Here is a 17,220-nt window from a genome sequence, read left to right as displayed (position 1 = left end):
AGTGGTATTTGGGTGTACGAACCGGATTTGATTAACCATTACAGTGTAGGCAATGCAGTACATTTTATTGCAGTAGCCGAAGAATACAACGACAGGACAAGTTTAAACCAGGTACAATTCCACCAGTTTGCCGAAAATCAGTACTGGGTAGATCCAATAAATATTGATGCCTGGCAAATGAATGAAGATTACGAAGGTGTTTTGGTGCAGCTGAACGATGTTGAAGTTGCCGACATTGATCAGTATGGACAATACATAATTGTTGATCCATACCTTGACACTACACTTATCGACTTCTCATTTTTTGAGCCGACACTTGAAATTGGCCAACACTATAATATTGCCGGAGTAGTTCATTATTGTTTTGATTCTTTCAGGCTTTGTCCGGGTAGTGATAATGACATCGAAAAAGTGACTGTAGATGTGACTTTCAGCGTTGATATGCAAAATGAAACAGTTTCAAACGACAGCGTATTTTTGCGTGGTAGCTGGAATGATTGGAATCCGCAACAATTAAATAAGTCGGGAACGATCTACTCCGGAACGGTAACACTTCGAAAAGGAAAAGAGAATCAATACAAATTTACGAATGGGGTCGACGGATGGGAAAGTATCCCCATTGGCAACTGCATCGTTCTCAATAGCGGAAACCGCTTGCTTAATGTTACTGAAAATGATACCATTCTTCCATTAACCTGCTTTTCATACTGTGCAAGTTGCGAACAATACAATGCCCCTTATATGGCCATTCAGGAAATACAGGGCAACGGTGAAATTACACCGTACGAAGGCCAGCTGGTAAAAACAGCAGGTAAAATAATGGCAATAAATGAATATGGTGCCTTTTTGCAGGATAGTACCGGGGTACGAAACGGCATATTTATTTACGACACCACCCTGATCAATTACTATTCGACAGGCAACTCTATTGAAGTACTTGCAACTGCCACCGAAAACAATGGAATGACAGAGTTAAAGGACATTGTGAGTACCGATTGGAGTGAAGAACCTTTCGATATATACGCTATAAATATCGATGCGTCAGTAGTTGGCGAAGATTTCGAGTCGGTTTTTGTGGGGCTTTCAAATGTGGAAGCCATTGGCGTAGATCAATACAACCAAAACCTGGTTGTTTCGGAAACCAACGATACCGTTATTATCGACAATTACCTGTACCAACCAACGATGGAAGTTGGTAAGCTTTACAATATTTTTGGAATAGTAAATTATCGTTACGATACCTACCGGGTTTGCCCAAGAGCAGCCGGTGGCATTCAGGAAATCCTCCCTTCTGCAAATGTTACTTTCCAAGTCGATATGAAAAACCAGCCATTAACAGACGATGGCGTATATATCAGTGGCTCGTTCTGTAGCTGGAATCCGGCCGAAGCCGTGGAATTAGCAGCTAGCGAAACGGTATATTCCTCAACACTTAATCTTACCGTTGGCGATACCATTCAATACAAATTCATTAACGGAGCTCCCGACCTATGGGAACAATACGAAATTATTACCGGGCAAGACTGCGCCTACGGAAACGATGCCAACCGCATGATTGTGATACCTGAAAACGACACAACCCTCGATTTGGTTTGTTTTGCACAGTGTGCACTATGCACCGAACCTCCAATCCTTGCCATTAGCGATATTCAGGGCGACGGAGATGTTTCGCCGTACCTTGGGCAACCAGTTACAACTACGGGTAAAATTATGGCTACTAATCAATACGGTGCATTTATTCAGGATGACACAGGAGCCCGTAACGGAATATTTGTCTACGATACAACTTTAGTTAAAACCTATACACAAGGAGACTTTATAACGTTAACAGCTTATACCGATGAGTACAACGGTTTAACAGAACTGAAAGACGTACTGGCAGTTGATTACAGTAACGATCAGCCAGTTGTTGGCACGGCGTACATCAATGCAACGTGGATTGGCGAGGATTACGAATCTGTTTTTGTGGGACTTTCGAACATGGAAGTTGTTGAACTGGATGAATTCAACCAATACATTACAGTTTCGGAAGCGGGCGATACGGTAATTATCGACAATTACCTTTATCAGCCAACAATGGAAGTAGGTGCTTTCTACGATATCTGGGGAGTAGAAACCTACCGCTACAACACCTACCGCGTTTCACCAAGAGCAGCCGGTGGCCTGCAACGCCGCCCCAACAAAGTTACTGTTACATTCAGAGTAAATATGCAAAGTGAAACTGCAGCCGATTCGGTTCTTGTGCGCGGAAGCTGGGACAACTGGTCACAATCGGTGCCACTTACCAGCAACGGTACAATTTATTCGGCACAGGTAGACATTGAAGAAGGAAGTTACATCGAATACAAATTTGTAAATGGTGAAACCTACGAAAATTTTATCGCGGAATGTACTGATCTGCAAAATAACAACCGCTATTTTACCACTCCGGAACAAGACACAACGCTTGGCCTGGTTTGTTTTAACTCGTGCGAAAATTGTCCGCCAATTTATACCGTATCAACCAATGTTAGTCCTACTGAAGGGGGAATAACAAGTGGCCATGGAACATATATCGATGGAGACACCATTATCGTTTCGGCAACTGCAAGCGAATCATATATTTTCACAAACTGGACGGTTAATGGTTCTGTTGTATCAATCAATGAAAACTACGAGTTCATTCTTAGCAGCGACATCCAACTTCAGGCAAACTTTACAATACCAACAGTTCAGGTTACATTTAATGTGGATATGCAACACGAAACAGTGGCCCAATCGGGAGTATTCGTAAGAGGTAGCTGGGACAACTGGCAGCAGGCAGTTGCTCTTAGTGCCGGACAAAATAAGTATTCAGCTAGTATTGACCTAACAATTGGATCAACATTCCAGTATAAGTTCATTAATGGCACTACTTATGAAAACTTTAGCGGCGATTGTACAATTGGAAACGACAACAACCGCCAATTTACCACTCCTAATACCAACTACTCTCTTTCAACGGTTTGCTTCAACCGCTGCACGGCCTGTCCGCCGGAATATGAAATTAGTACCGAGGTAAATCCTGACAACGCAGGAACCTTAACTGGAGCAGGGATTTACATAGAGGGAAGTACGGTTGAAGTGCAAGCCATTGCCAATCCAGATTTCTACTTCCTGAACTGGACAACTAACGACTTAATTGCTTCAACTGATTCGGTTTACCAATTTACAGCAACAAAAGAAACAGTGCTGACTGCTAATTTCCTTCCTGTGCCTCCATCGGCAGAAGTTACCTTTAGCGTTGATATGAAAAACGACACCATTTCAACAGCAGGTATTTTTGTTATGGGAAGCTGGAATAACTGGTCAACACCCACTGAATTATCGGCCAACGGATCAGTTTATTCAGCCACAATAGAACTGCTGTGCGACTCGCTTTACGAGTACAAATTCATAAATGGCAGTACCTGGGAGAACTTTTTTGCCGACTGCACCACCGGAGATTCAAACAACAGGTATCTCACCGTTCCACTGCAGGATTCAACACTCGCAACCGTTTGTTTTAACAGTTGTTTGGCCTGCACCAACTTCTACGAGGTGGCAACCATTAGCAACAGCGAGCAGGGAACCACCAGCGGAGAGGGAACGTACGAAGCCGGAGAAAGCGTACCAATCTCGGCTGTTCCGGCCGATGGTTATTCTTTTGTGAGCTGGACAGCCGGCGACTCTGTTGTTTCCGTTAATGCGGAATACACTTTTACAGCAGAGGAAGACATAACTCTGACCGCCAATTTCGAAGTGGTAATTCCGACCTACGCGGTAACATTTGCGGTTGACATGCAAAACGAACTGGTGTCAGACAGCGGCGTTTATTTAATTGGTAGCTGGAACAACTGGACAGATCCAATTCAACTCAACAACGAAAGTGAATTCATTTACACCTCAACAATCGTACTTGAAGAAAACAAGGCGTACGAATACAAATTTATAAACGGAGAAAGTAGCAATCCGAATAACTTTGAAGCGCCAACAGGTGCACAAGTCAATCAGGAGACAGGAAACAGACTGCTTACGGTTGAAAGTACGAATATCGTAATTCCTGTAGTTTGTTTCAACCAGAGTGTTTTCTGCACAACAAATGAACCGCCTGTTGCTTACAGCCAGGAATTTAGCTTGCTCGAAGATTCTGTAATCACTTTTCAACTGCAGGCCCTTGATGCAGAAGATGCAATTGAAGACCTGATTTTTACTATTGAAACAGCGCCATTAAACAGTGTGGAGTTTTTGCAAGACAGCAACCAAATCACCTATCGCCCGCAGGAAGATTTCAATGGCACCGACGAACTAACATTCAGTGTAACCGATTTGGAAGGAAGTGTTTCGCAAATAGCAACTGTAACCCTAACGGTTGAATCGGTTAACGATCGGCCACTAGCTTTGTCATCAACAATCGATGCACAAAACACCAGTCCTATCTCGTTTAATCTCAGCAATTTTATTTCAGATATTGAATCGGCTGACAACGAACTGAACATCACTTTTGTTCCTGAAAACAGCAGTGTTTTAGGAGGCGCAGTAAGTCATACTGAAAATCAGTCTTACAACTTCACCGTTAACAATCCTGAAACGAATGAAGACTATATCGTTTTCCGTGCTTCTGATGGTGAGCTGACTTCTTTCGCCGAAGTATTAACTCTTACTAATTTAAGTGCCGCCAAGAGCTTACAAGTTCCGAATGAAGAAAATTCGCTGTTAACCATCAACGACGAAGCACACCTTCGTTACGGACAAACAATTGGACTTGAGTTTATCGGTATTGACAAAACCTATCCGTTTGAGCAAGTACAGGTTTCGATATTAAAAGATCCGGAACATGGAACACTAAACAATTTTAGCCTTAATGCCTACAGCGGATCAATTTTAACAACTTACAGGTGTTCTTATACGGCTACCGATAATAGCAATGTGCTCGATTCGGTTGTATTCCAGGTATCGAATAATAACGAAAGCATTACCGGAGTATACTACCTAAACGTTGGCGCTGTTAAAATGGCACCCAATCTGCTGTCTGTTGCTAACCAAACGATGAACGAAGGCGATTCTCTTAACCTTAATTTGAATGTATCTGACATGGATACGGAAATGGAAGATTTGAGCTGGACTTTTAACACCATGCCAACTATAGCAGCTAATTATTCAGTTACTTTACAAGAAGGTGCTCCGGTGCTAACAATAGCTCCACCATCAAATTATTCAGGAGATTTTATTGTAAAAGCAAAAGTTACTGATACCGATCAACTATCAGACGAAGTATTGTTCGCTGTTTCGGTTACCAATACAAACAATGCTCCCGTTCCGCATTTCGAAAACTCAGTGCAGGCAACGGAAGACAGTCTGTTTAGCTTTATTTTGAAAGCCGAAGATTATGACAGAGACTCGCTCAACTTCGTACTTGGCAACCTCCCCGACTGGCTTTCATACCAGGTACTTTCAAAGTATACAATCGAGCTTTTCGGAACTCCGGAGAACGCAGATGTTGGAGCTAAGGAAATCGACATTGAAATAAGCGATGGAACTTCTACAATACTCGATTCATTATGGCTCGAGGTTGTAAATATAAACGACAAACCTGTTGCCCTTGCTGAATTTGATACGGTTTTTGCCAAAGCAGGTGCCGAAACAGTAAGCTTTATTTTAAGCGATTATTTCTACGACGAAGATGCTGATGCTGAATTTAGCTTCGCTCTGGTATCAGCCGGCAATACCAATATTAGTCAGCCAGATATAAGCGGAGATATACTGAACCTAAATTTCAACTCCGATAGCATTGGAACATCAATAATTGCATTTGATGCAATATCGCAGGGAGATACCTTAACCGAAACAATTGTTGTAGTAGTTGATGCAAAAGTTGGTGTTAAAAACTTTGGAATGGTATTGAATTTCAGTGTTTATCCAAATCCGGTTACCGATCATTTTACGGTTAGTTTTGGCAATGGCAATCAGGATTGGGAAATTCAGATCCTGGATATGAACGGACGATTAATTATGCAAAAAGAAGTACACATGCAAAGCGAAATACAATTTGAATCAACTTTGTTTAAAGCTTCGGGAACTATCTTGTCCGTGTTACATCAGGCAAAATAAGTAAAACGCAAAAGGTTATTGCGCATTAAATAGCTCTCATTTTCGAATGAAGATCCCGGTTCGTTTTTAACGGATCGGGATTTTGTTTTGTTCCTTGCCGCAACTGTGCGACATGCCCGTCACAAGACTTTTTCACTTGCCGCAGTTTTGCGACATACCATCCATAACATTTTTTTGCCTGATGCAGTGCTGCGAGAGACCAGCCATAACATTTTTTTGCTTGCCGCAGCCGTGCAACAGGCAAGCCAACAAGTTTTTTTGCTTGCCGCAGCTTTGCAACAGCCGAGCCAACAGATTTTTTTGCTTGCCGTAGAGCTGCAACAAGCTGGCAAAAAAGTTTTCCGGCCAACTACACGGCTGTAGGAAACCTATAACCAACAAATTACAAGACCCGAGCAACATAAAATGTCTGCAAAGCTGCTTATTACAATGCTTCAGCACCAAAGGCTAAAAACATTGAGAGAACCAACATGGAAATCATATATGGGGAGGATGATTAATAAAAAACTTTTATAAAGTAGGCAAAGTTGCCAATCAAGACTTGATTGAGCCTCTTTTCTGCTCCAAACGCGTTTGGTGCAACTCCATATTTATCTTGGTGTAACGTTCCAAAGCATTCTTTTTATGCACTTCGTACTCTTCTTTTAACTCGTCATAATCCTTTTTCGTGCGGTGTGTAACAGCAAGACTCCGCTTATATAAAAGAAACACAAATCCAGCTAAAACAAGCACTCCGGCAATAAGCAAATACATGGTAACCGAGTAGGCATTCTTGTTAATAGGCATCCCCAGAAAGACGATTGAATTTTGCAATTTCAAACTCTCATCAAGTTGTTGTTGCAAGGTACTCATTTGCTCATCTCTCGTGCTTAACTCACTGTTTAAATTTCGGATCTGACTGTTTTTCTGATCCACATTATTCTCCAACAAACCAATGGTATCGGTCAGTGCCTCGTAGAAATCATCTAACTGATCTTCTTCCAAAAAGTAAGATCCATTCCAAAAATTAAGGTTCTTCTTAAAAACTTCGTATTGATTGGGTAATGATTGTTCCTGTTTCCAGGCATTTATATCCTTTTGAGCAAACGAGCCGGAAACAACAAGAACCAATACAACTAGAGCAAATATCTTTTTCATACAACAAACAATTTTCGATTTAATGGCCGGTCATTTCTCCGATGGCCGAATATTTCTAATAAATTCCAATAAAAATCTTTGAACTATTCAAGTAACGCAGAATCCTTACACTTGTTACTTTTTCGGTAAGGAATTAAACGAACAGCAAGCTTTACAATGCTATACAATCCGTTGATATACGCACAATAATTAATTAAGGTTTGCCTGAAGGGGCAAATATAAGGAATAGAAATAAACTAATACGTACTTGCTGTGCAAAAATTTACAATGTCAGAAATGCGTGTACAAAAACGAAATACAGATAATTTGAACGAGGTTGTTACAGAATAAAAAGCAAATTGAAAATTAATTTTAAGTACCTAAACCGTTAATTAATCTTTGTTACGAAACAAATGGACAAAGCCGTGTTTTTTGCGTTTTTCACCATCTCGTCCACGGCCTACAACATCGTAGTAATACACCCCGGGACTGGCATAACGACCTCCCATTATCCGGCCATCCCACACTGTTTCGGAGAAGGTATCATCAAACCCCCGAACATCGCCGCTTTGCCAGTAATGCACGCGTTTTCCCCAGCGGTTAAAAATGTTAATCTCAATACTTTGCATCGACCAGAACTGAACCACAAACTCATCGTTGGTTCCATCGCCGTTTGGCGTAAATACATTAGGTACAGCAATAAACGAAGTATCTACCTCAATATAATCCTCCAAATAAACAGTGTCAACACAAGTAAGCGAATCGGAAAGATGTTTTGATACCAGCCTTACCATGTAAGTTCCGGAATTTTCGTAGGTATAAAAAGGCGCATCATCGTAAGCCACCAGCATAATACTGTCAACCGGCTCTTCCGTTCCTTCTGATTCTCTTTTTATCTTATTCAGATCGTGGTAAAAAAACCATTCAAAATAGCCGGGCGTTCCGTTTTCCGAATTATTCGAAAAAGTAACATCAAGCGGTGCTTCTCCACTCATCGGATCGGCAGTAAATTTGGCTTTAGTCACAATCGATTCGTACAAAACAGTTGACTGTGCATCGCAATCGAATTTATCGTAAACACGCAAACTGTAGTTTGTATTTTCTGTTGGCGGATCATAAACCGTCAAGTTTAAAACCGATGCAATCCGGTCTCCATCTTCCAGCCATTCCACCTGCACATCTTTATTCACAAAAACAGGAGCATTGCTGCTTAAATCGTTATAAGTGAGCACTGCCGAATTTATCTCTCCATCTATTCTGAAATACTCGCAATTCGATACAGTTACCTCTCCGCCGGCGTACATCCAGTTATTAAAAACCCACGCACGGTCTACTTCGGTAGTTGCTCCCTGCGTAATGGTTATTCGGTAACAACCATCGGCCAGAGCGTTTATCTGCGATGAAGTGGCATCCGTACTTTCCTGAAATTCTAACTCGAATACACCGGTAGTTTCATTATACTTTTCCCACAACCATGTTTTTGTCCCTGTCAGTTCGGTACTGGCTGTTAAAGCTCCTACATCGTTTAACGAGTCGTTACTACAAAAAATAAAGATATCGTCGGTTTCTGTAAAAACAGGGTATTGTGTTACATCGGTGGCGTCGGCTCCGGGCGAAGTTATTTGTGCCTGGAGAGCGTAAAAAGAAAACACCAGAATAGTTACAATAAAAAGACTTCGCTTCATAAATTATTGCGCTTTAAGATACAATATTAACGTATAAATTTCATTTAATTGCGTGTTAAACCAATTGTTTTTCAAAGTGAGCCTTAAGCGAAACTGTGAAATTACAATGGTTAATACCGATGGTTAAGCAAAGAGAGTTTGGAAATAGTTGAACCAAAGTCCTATTTTGATTTCCAATCGGTGGTACCGACAAAAATAGTGAACCGCAGCCTAAATACTAAAGGCTTCAGTAAATTGTTAATAAAAGACCTGGCATTCGCACCAATTTACTTCGAACATCGTTTATTTTTGCCCAAAACAACTTGGTTCGCCAGTTGTTATTTTACTGCGATTGAAATCCGAATGTTTAACCGACATCTCCCCCACTCTAATAACGACGTCAAAACATTTTTATCAATCAGAATTTTATATTTGCAAAGCAAAAAAAGAAATCTATAGTGTTCGATTATCTTCAAAATTTAAATGAAGCCCAAAGAGAGGCTGTTCTTCGTACCGAAGGACCGGCACTGGTAATTGCAGGAGCCGGATCGGGAAAAACGCGTGTTTTAACTTACCGCATTGCTAATTTGTTGAAACAGGGTGCCCGCCCGTCAAGTATTTTATCGCTTACCTTTACCAACAAGGCAGCCCGAGAAATGAAAGAACGTATTGCCAGCGTGGTGGGCGAAAACACGGCGCGCTACCTTTGGATGGGTACTTTTCACAGTATTTTTGCTCGTATTTTGCGTGTTGAACACGAAACCATTGGCTACCCGTCGAACTTTACGATTTACGATAGTGCCGACAGTAAAAGTTTGATAAAAACGATCATTAAAAGTTTTCAGCTCGATGATAAGATTTACAAACCGGGTGTGGTTGCCAGTCGGATTTCGATGGCAAAAAATAACCTGATTACACCAAGTGCATATGAGAACTCATCGGAAATCCGCACGGCCGACAAAAGTATGCGCATGCCGCAAATTGTCCAGATTTATAAAGAATACGCCAAACGCTGTTTTCTTTCCGGCGCAATGGATTTTGATGATCTGCTGTTAAAAACAAACCTGCTTTTTCGCGATAATCCTGAAATACTGAAAAAATACCAGGAACGTTTTGGTTACGTAATGGTTGATGAGTACCAGGATACCAATTACTCGCAATACCTGATTGTAAAAAAGCTGGCCGCGGCACATAAAAATATTTGCGTGGTGGGCGACGATGCACAAAGTATCTACTCATTCCGTGGTGCCCGAATCGAGAATATTCTAAATTTTAAATCGGATTACCCCGAACATAAAGTGTTTAAGCTGGAGCAAAACTACCGCTCAACACAAACCATTGTTAATGCCGCCAACAGCATAATTGCCAAAAACAAACGGCAAATTCCTAAAAAAGTGTTTTCAGAAAACGCCACTGGTAAACCCATAAAACTTATTTCGGCTTTAACCGACAACGAAGAAGGTTTTATGGTAGCTCAGGAAATTGCCCAATTGCAGTTGCGTGACCATTACAAATACGAAGACTTTGCCATTTTGTACCGCACCAATATGCAATCGAGGATTTTTGAGGAATCGTTGCGCAAAAGAAATATTCCGTACAAAATTTATGGGGGCTTAAGTTTCTATCAACGAAAAGAAATTAAAGACCTGCTCTCCTATTTCAGAATGACTATAAACCCGGCAGATAACGAAGCTTTAAAGCGCATTATTAATTATCCGGCGCGGGGAATTGGAGCTACTACCCTCTCGAAATTAGAAGCGGCAGCCGTAAATAACGAAACATCAATTTGGAAGATTGTCACCGATTTACCAACAATAAATCATGCCAATTTTAATAAAGGTACCGTTGGCAAAATAATGAAGTTTGTTGCGCTGATTGAAAAATTCAGAGAATTGTCGGCAAACAATGATGCTATTGATACGGCAAAAACCATTGCCGAAGAAACCGGTATTTTAAAGGAACTTTATACCGACAAATCGCCCGAAGGATTGAGCCGCCACGAAAACATTCAGGAATTGCTAAATGGTATCCAGGAATTTAGCATTAATGCCCTGGAAACCGGCGAACCCGAGAAACTTGAAAATTACCTCGAAGATGTTGCGCTATTAACCGATCAGGATAATGAGAAGGAAGAGGACAAGAACAAGGTGACACTGATGACCGTGCACTCGTCAAAAGGGCTGGAATTTAAAAATGTATTTGTGGTGGGTTTGGAAGAAAATCTGTTTCCATCCAATCAAAATAACGATAACAAACCGGAAGCACTTGAGGAAGAACGCCGACTATTTTATGTGGCGCTAACCCGTGCAGAAGAGAATGCCTGGTTTTCGTATGCCAACCAACGCTACCGCTGGGGAAATCTTGATTTTTGTTCACCAAGTCGTTTTCTTGAAGATATTGATGGACAGTTTCTTGATAGTTCGGGTGTTGCGGCACAGGTCTCTCCTGCACGCCGAGCGGAGAGCAATGACGATATTCAACCCGAGCGTTATCATCAAAATTCTGTCCGCCGCCAGGCACCCGGCGCATTTAAAACACGCGAGTCGCAAAACTTTTTCAATAAGAAACTCGTTTCGTTAAAAGAAAGCAACAAAGTGCAGAATACTTTTCAGGGCGATGCACCGGAAAAAATACAAACCGGAATGGTTGTCGAACACCAACGCTTTGGAGAAGGAAAGGTAATTAATATTGAAGGAGTTGCACCCAATATAAAAGCAACCGTATTCTTTAAATCCGGTACTCAAAAACAATTACTGCTAAAATTCGCCAAGTTGAAAATAAAAACATAATAAGTGATTGAAACCAGCATGTTAAATCGTTACATCCAAAGGAATGACTAAAGTGCGGGTTTCATACAATACGGATTAAATCAACAATTTTAATCGTATGAAAATAAATACTTCGGGATTTATCGGGAAATGATTAGTTTTGTAACATCATTTCGCAGATAATTCCAATTTACTTGAAAATTAGATTATTAGCATTAAACATTTACAGATGGATTATAATACAAAGAGAAATAAAATGGCTCTTCCTGAATATGGAAGAAATATACAAAACATGGTTGATTACCTGTTAACTATTGAAGACCGCGAAAAACGTAACAAATCGGCACAAACGGTTATCGATGTAATGGGCAACCTTTTCCCTCATTTACGCGATGTTCAGGAATTCAGACATAAACTATGGGACCACCTGGCCATTATGTCGAATTTTCAATTAGACATTGATTTCCCTTACGAGCCGCCAACGCCGGAATCGTTAAAAGAATTGCCCAATACCGTTCCGTATAGCAAAAACAGAATAAAGTACAAGCATTATGGGCGAACCATGGAACTTTTAATAAAAGAGGCCGACAGCTTTGAAGGCGAAGAGCGTGACATCATCATTGAGCAATTGGCCAACCACATGAAAAAATCGTACCTCTCATGGAATAAAGATGCTGTTGAGGACCGTTTGATTTTCAATGATCTGGAAGAAATTTCAGGTGGTAAATTAAAAGTTCCGGAAGGTACTCAGCTTGCCGATGTTAAAACACTGGTTAGTACTCCAAAAAAGAAAAAATCAAAAAAGAAAAAATAGGTAATACGCTATAATCTCACACCCCATGTCGACTTTCAAAATTGAAGGTGGTTTTAAATTAAAAGGAGACCTTGAACCGCAAGGAGCAAAAAACGAGGCGCTTCAGGTTATTTGTGCCACCCTGTTAACAGCAGAAAAAACAATCATCGAAAATATTCCGGAGATTCGGGATGTGCTGAAATTAATAGAAATTCTGAAAGGTTTGGGCGTTCAGTCAAAGCGCTTGTCAAAAGGCAACTATAGTTTTGACGCCTCGGAAGTCGACATCGATTTTTTAAAAAGCCCGGAATACGCCCAACAAGCAGCAGTACTTCGTGGCTCGATAATGATTATTGGCCCGCTATTGGCCCGTTTCGGAAAGGGATTTATTCCACAACCTGGAGGTGATAAAATTGGCCGTCGCAGAGTTGACACACACTTTATCGGTCTGCAAAAATTGGGAGCCCGCTTTGATTTCGATCGCGAAAACATGTGGTACTCCGTTTCAACCGAAAAACTTACCGGCGCTTATATGTTGCTCGACGAAGCTTCGGTTACCGGAACAGCAAATATTGTAATGGCAGCCGTTTTGGCCAATGGAACCACTACCATTTACAATGCAGCCTGCGAACCATACCTGCAGCAACTCTGCAAAATGCTGGTAGCAATGGGCGCAAAAATTCAAGGAATTGGTTCAAACCTGCTTACCATCGAAGGTGTTTCGTCGCTAAAAGGATGCACACACCGCATACTGCCCGACATGATTGAAGTTGGCAGTTTCATTGGTTTGGCAGCCCTTACAGCTTCCGAGATCACTATTAAGAATGTGGGCATTGAACACCTGGGAATAATCCCGGAATCATTCCGTCGGCTGGGAATAAAGGTGGAACAGCTCGACGACGATCTGCTGGTAAAAGATACCGAACATTATGAGATAGATGCCTATATCGACGGATCGATAATGACCATTTCCGATGCACCGTGGCCAGGACTGACACCCGACTTATTGAGTGTTTTACTGGTAGTAGCCACGCAAGCAAAAGGAAGCGTGCTCATACATCAGAAAATGTTTGAAAGCCGTTTATTCTTTGTTGACAAGCTGATTGATATGGGAGCACAAATCATCCTGTGCGATCCGCACCGCGCCACCGTAATTGGCCTCGACAGGAAAAACATCTTACGCGCCACAAAAATGGTATCGCCCGATATTCGTGCAGGAATTGCACTTCTTATAGCAGCTATGTCGGCAAAAGGCACCAGCACTATCGACAATATCGAACAAATCGACCGCGGTTACGAGAACATCGACCGCCGCTTAAATGCGCTTGGAGCTCACATCACAAGAATGTAGATGCCTTGTTAAAACATTAATCATAACTTTGTGTTACTAGATAAAATTCTATATTTGACTTTTTAGAAATATCAATACGAAAAAAAATGAAAAAACTTATTTTATTGGCGACGATCATATTTATGGGTACCACATTTATAAATGCCCAGGAACTTGGTTTAAATATTGGCAACAAAGCCCCTGAACTTATTGGTACAGGCCCGAATGGCGAAACCATAAAATTATCAGACTTACAAGGCAAAGTTGTATTAATCGATTTTTGGGCTGCGTGGTGTGGCCCATGCCGACGAGAAAATCCGAATGTTGTAGCCACTTATAAAAAATATAAAGATGCCAAATTTACCAATGGCAAAGGATTTACAGTTTTTGGAGTGTCGCTCGACGACTCGGCCGAAAGATGGAAAGCAGCCATTGAAAAAGATGGTCTTGAATGGCCAAATCACATTTGCGATTTCAAAAAATGGAATTCAAAATATCGTATGATCTATCAGGTTCGCGGTATTCCTGATAATTACCTTATTGATAAAAATGGGGTTATCATTGCTAAAAAGCTACGTGGCCCGGCACTTGATGCTGCTCTTAACAAAATAGTTGCAGAAGAGCTGTAAGGCCTTAGTTTAAAAATAGAATAAATCGTTCAAATTGGCACACGAAACTGATTTCGAGTGCCAATTTGTCGTTTATATTTGCATGGCAAAATTTTTGATATGTCAGCGTAGCATAAAAAACGCTCGCAGTTAATTATTTAAACTGAAAAATAAGGAAAAATGGCAGAAGAAAAAGTAAACAAGGAAACAGAAGAAGAAAAAGATAAAACAACTCAGGTTGAAGATAGTGCTGCTGAAAAGGAGGAAAAAGCGGAAGAGAAGAAAGGTAAGAAGAAAAAATCGAAAAAAGATAATAAGAAAGATCAGTTGGAAGAGCTTGGAGAAAAGTTACAGGAACTTCAGGACAAACACCTGCGTTTGCAAGCTGAATTTGACAACTTCAGAAGAAGAACGATTAAAGAAAAAGCCGATCTGATTAAATCGGGTGGCGAAACGGTTCTGGTAAATATACTTCCGGTTATCGATGATTTTGAGCGTGCCCTGGATTCAATGAAAGAGTTGGCTGATGAAGATGCAGGAAAACATGGATCTGCACTGATATACAAGAAATTTCAGGAATTTCTAAAACAAAACAACGTAAAAGAAATTGAAGCTCAGAACGCTGATTTTGACGTTGATTTGCACGAAGCCATTACAAAGATTCCTGCACCAAGCGAAGAATTAAAAGGCAAAGTAGTTGATGTAATTCAAAAAGGTTATTGCTTAAACGAAAAGGTAATCCGGTTTGCCAAAGTTGTAATCGGAGAATAATAATTCAGAGGAAGAATAATGGCAAAAAGAGATTATTACAAAGTATTAGGAGTTAGCAAAGATGCCTCCGCTGAAGAGGTAAAAAAAGCCTACCGTAAAAAGGCAATCCAATACCATCCGGACAAAAACCCGGATGACAAGGAAGCTGAAGACAAGTTTAAAGAAGCAGCCGAAGCATACGAAGTACTGAGCAATCCGGAGAAAAAACAACGTTACGATCAATATGGTCATGCCGGAATGGGTGGTGCCGCCGGTGGTGGCGGATTCAGCGGAGGCGGATTCTCCGACGTTGAAGATATTTTCTCGGCATTCGGCGATATTTTTGGCGGACATTTTGGCGGATTCGGAGGATTTAGTGGCGGCGGAGGCGGTCGAAGCAGAGGCGGTCGAAGAGTTAGCCGTGGTTCCGATCTGCGTGTAAAGGTAAAATTGAACCTCCAGGAAATTGTTAACGGCGTTGAGAAAAAGATAAAAGTAAAAAAATATGTAGCCTGCCAGCCTTGTAGCGGAACAGGAGCTAAAAACGGATCGTCTTACTCCACTTGCGGAACGTGCGGTGGTGCCGGTCAGGTAACACGTGTTCAGAACACCTTGTTGGGGCAAATGCAAACCACATCAGCATGTCCAACTTGCCAGGGCGAGGGAAAAATGATTACCGACAAGTGTAACCATTGTGCCGGCGAAGGAGTTATTCGCGAGGAAGAAGTGATTAATATTAAAATTCCGGCTGGCGTTGGCGAAGGAATGCAATTGAATGTTTCGGGAAAAGGAAATACCGGACGAAGAGGTGGAATTAATGGCGACTTGCTGGTGGTAATTACCGAAGATGATAATCAGGAATTAGTTCGCGATGGAAATAATCTTATTTATAACCTGTTCTTATCGTTCCCGGAAATTACGCTTGGAACAACTTCGGAGATTCCAACGGTTGATGGCAAGGTAAAAGTAAAAATAGAACCCGGCACTCAACCAGAAAAAATTCTTCGCTTGCGCGGAAAAGGAGTTCCTGATGTGAATGGGTATGGCCGTGGCGACTTGTTGGTTCGTGTGCATGTTTGGATACCAAAAAAACTGAGTGTTGAAGAAAAAAAGGCACTCGAGAAACTTCAGGACTCTGAAGGATTTCAAGGCGGACCGTCAGCACAGGAAAGGTCATTCTTTCAAAAAATGAAAGACATATTTGAATAAAAGAAATTGAAAACGATAAAAAGAAAAAGATTCCTTACTCATTTGGAATCTTTTTTTGTTTCTGTCACAGCTCTTTAGAATTTATTCCATGTAAATGCCTAACCATTTCAATTAGAAAATTTTACATATCTACCGTATTTGATCGTTTTATTTTGCATAAATGAGACACAACATTAAATTTGCTGAAATTGAACTACTAACATGGAAGACTTTTATACAAGATACAATTTTCTTGAACCCGAACTACAGGAAGAAATTCTGAAAGTTGCCGTAAGAAAAAAGTTTGCACAACACGAAACATTAATTCGAGAGGGGCAGTTTATTTCCAGTTTTCCAATGGTGCTAAAAGGTCTGATAAGGGTTTCGCGCACCAGCGAAGCCGGCAACGAACTACTACTTTATTACCTACAGGCCGACGAAGTTTGTGCCATGTCGTTAACATGCTGTATGGCCCGCCAAATAAGCGAAGTAAATGCCATTGCCGAAGAAGATACAGAGGTGCTGCTTATTCCGGTTGAAATGCTTGATACCTGGACAAGCAAATACCCTTTGTGGAAACAATACGTAATGCAGACCTTCCAGGGCAGATTTCGCGAATTAATGAATACGCTTGATGCTGTTGCCTTTTTAAAACTCGATGAGCGTTTAATCAAGTTTTTTGTCGACCGCTATAAAAAATCAGGAGTGCACACTTTCTCCGGTACACATCAGGATCTGGCTCTTCAACTAAATTCATCACGGGAAGTGATCTCTCGCTTACTAAAAAAGCTTGAAAAAAAGGGTAAAGTTTCACTTTCCAGAAATTTTATTGATTTTTCCGGGCTTTTGTGACTTACATTACATACTCACTAGTATTCTATTATTTTATTTGCAG

At 41.1% G+C, this 17,220-nt stretch carries 11 protein-coding genes; 8 read left to right on the top strand and 3 right to left on the bottom strand.

The genetic code is table 11. The annotated features are described in order from the left end of the window. Window positions 1-12: 12 nt before the first annotated feature. Window positions 13-6,108 carry an InlB B-repeat-containing protein gene (locus G0Q07_RS06155; protein ID WP_163345260.1) on the top strand — a complete coding sequence of 2,032 codons (6,096 nt, stop codon included), beginning with the start codon at window positions 13-15 and terminating at the stop codon, window positions 6,106-6,108. Window positions 6,109-6,133: 25 nt separating this feature from the next. On the opposite strand, the gene G0Q07_RS06150 is transcribed toward G0Q07_RS06155, so the two are convergent. The 3 genes from G0Q07_RS06150 to G0Q07_RS06140 all read right to left on the bottom strand — a co-directional run bounded on the left by G0Q07_RS06150 (window position 6,134) and on the right by G0Q07_RS06140 (window position 8,909). Next, window positions 6,134-6,457, bottom strand: a complete 324-nt coding sequence (locus G0Q07_RS06150) for a hypothetical protein (RefSeq protein ID WP_163345259.1) — start codon at window positions 6,455-6,457, stop codon at window positions 6,134-6,136. Window positions 6,458-6,642: 185 nt separating this feature from the next. Beyond that, window positions 6,643-7,245, bottom strand: a complete 603-nt coding sequence (locus G0Q07_RS06145; RefSeq protein ID WP_163345258.1) for a hypothetical protein — start codon at window positions 7,243-7,245, stop codon at window positions 6,643-6,645. Window positions 7,246-7,616: 371 nt separating this feature from the next. After that, on the bottom strand, window positions 7,617-8,909 hold the full coding sequence (locus G0Q07_RS06140; protein WP_163345257.1) for a T9SS type B sorting domain-containing protein: 1,293 nt from the start codon (window positions 8,907-8,909) through the stop codon (window positions 7,617-7,619). Window positions 8,910-9,346: 437 nt separating this feature from the next. Here G0Q07_RS06140 and G0Q07_RS06135 point away from each other — a divergent pair, with 437 nt between their 5' ends. The 7 genes from G0Q07_RS06135 (at window position 9,347) to G0Q07_RS06105 (ending at window position 17,177) form a co-directional block, all read left to right on the top strand. After that, a complete protein-coding gene (locus G0Q07_RS06135; RefSeq protein WP_163345256.1) occupies window positions 9,347-11,677 on the top strand; it encodes an ATP-dependent helicase in 2,331 nt (776 codons plus the stop codon). Window positions 11,678-11,885: 208 nt separating this feature from the next. Further along, on the top strand, window positions 11,886-12,470 hold the full coding sequence (locus tag G0Q07_RS06130) for a DUF4290 domain-containing protein (RefSeq protein WP_163345255.1): 585 nt from the start codon (window positions 11,886-11,888) through the stop codon (window positions 12,468-12,470). A 25-nt stretch (window positions 12,471-12,495) separates the two neighbouring features. Next, window positions 12,496-13,800 carry a UDP-N-acetylglucosamine 1-carboxyvinyltransferase gene (gene murA, locus G0Q07_RS06125; RefSeq protein ID WP_163345254.1) on the top strand — a complete coding sequence of 435 codons (1,305 nt, stop codon included), beginning with the start codon at window positions 12,496-12,498 and terminating at the stop codon, window positions 13,798-13,800. Window positions 13,801-13,886: 86 nt separating this feature from the next. Beyond that, entirely contained in the window at window positions 13,887-14,408 is a 522-nt protein-coding gene (locus G0Q07_RS06120; protein ID WP_203532682.1) for a peroxiredoxin family protein, read from the top strand. A 159-nt stretch (window positions 14,409-14,567) separates the two neighbouring features. After that, window positions 14,568-15,158, top strand: a complete 591-nt coding sequence (locus G0Q07_RS06115) for a nucleotide exchange factor GrpE (RefSeq protein WP_163345253.1) — start codon at window positions 14,568-14,570, stop codon at window positions 15,156-15,158. 18 nt (window positions 15,159-15,176) lie between these two features. Next, window positions 15,177-16,346: a molecular chaperone DnaJ gene (dnaJ, locus tag G0Q07_RS06110; RefSeq protein WP_163345252.1), complete on the top strand. Its 1,170-nt coding sequence runs from the start codon at window positions 15,177-15,179 to the stop codon at window positions 16,344-16,346. A 201-nt stretch (window positions 16,347-16,547) separates the two neighbouring features. Then, the gene (locus G0Q07_RS06105) at window positions 16,548-17,177 is read left to right on the top strand and encodes a Crp/Fnr family transcriptional regulator (protein WP_163345251.1); all 630 of its coding nucleotides are present in this window, start codon (window positions 16,548-16,550) and stop codon (window positions 17,175-17,177) included. Window positions 17,178-17,220: the final 43 nt, after the last annotated feature.

Origin of the sequence: Draconibacterium halophilum, assembly GCF_010448835.1 — a bacterium.
GTDB lineage: Bacteria > Bacteroidota > Bacteroidia > Bacteroidales > Prolixibacteraceae > Draconibacterium > Draconibacterium halophilum.
Note: the sequence above shows the minus strand (reverse complement) of the source record. Positions and strands in the feature narration are given on the sequence as shown.

Bases quoted from the DNA above. Each gene is read 5' to 3' on its own strand.
- G0Q07_RS06145 (WP_163345258.1), bottom strand. From the start codon at position 7,245: ATGAAAAAGATATTTGCTCTAGTTGTATTGGTTCTTGTTGTTTCCGGC.
- G0Q07_RS06140 (WP_163345257.1), bottom strand. From the start codon at position 8,909: ATGAAGCGAAGTCTTTTTATTGTAACTATTCTGGTGTTTTCTTTTTAC.
- G0Q07_RS06130 (WP_163345255.1), top strand. From the start codon at position 11,886: ATGGATTATAATACAAAGAGAAATAAAATGGCTCTTCCTGAATATGGA.
- murA (WP_163345254.1), top strand. From the start codon at position 12,496: ATGTCGACTTTCAAAATTGAAGGTGGTTTTAAATTAAAAGGAGACCTT.
- G0Q07_RS06120 (WP_203532682.1), top strand. From the start codon at position 13,887: ATGAAAAAACTTATTTTATTGGCGACGATCATATTTATGGGTACCACA.
- G0Q07_RS06115 (WP_163345253.1), top strand. From the start codon at position 14,568: ATGGCAGAAGAAAAAGTAAACAAGGAAACAGAAGAAGAAAAAGATAAA.
- dnaJ (WP_163345252.1), top strand. From the start codon at position 15,177: ATGGCAAAAAGAGATTATTACAAAGTATTAGGAGTTAGCAAAGATGCC.
- G0Q07_RS06105 (WP_163345251.1), top strand. From the start codon at position 16,548: ATGGAAGACTTTTATACAAGATACAATTTTCTTGAACCCGAACTACAG.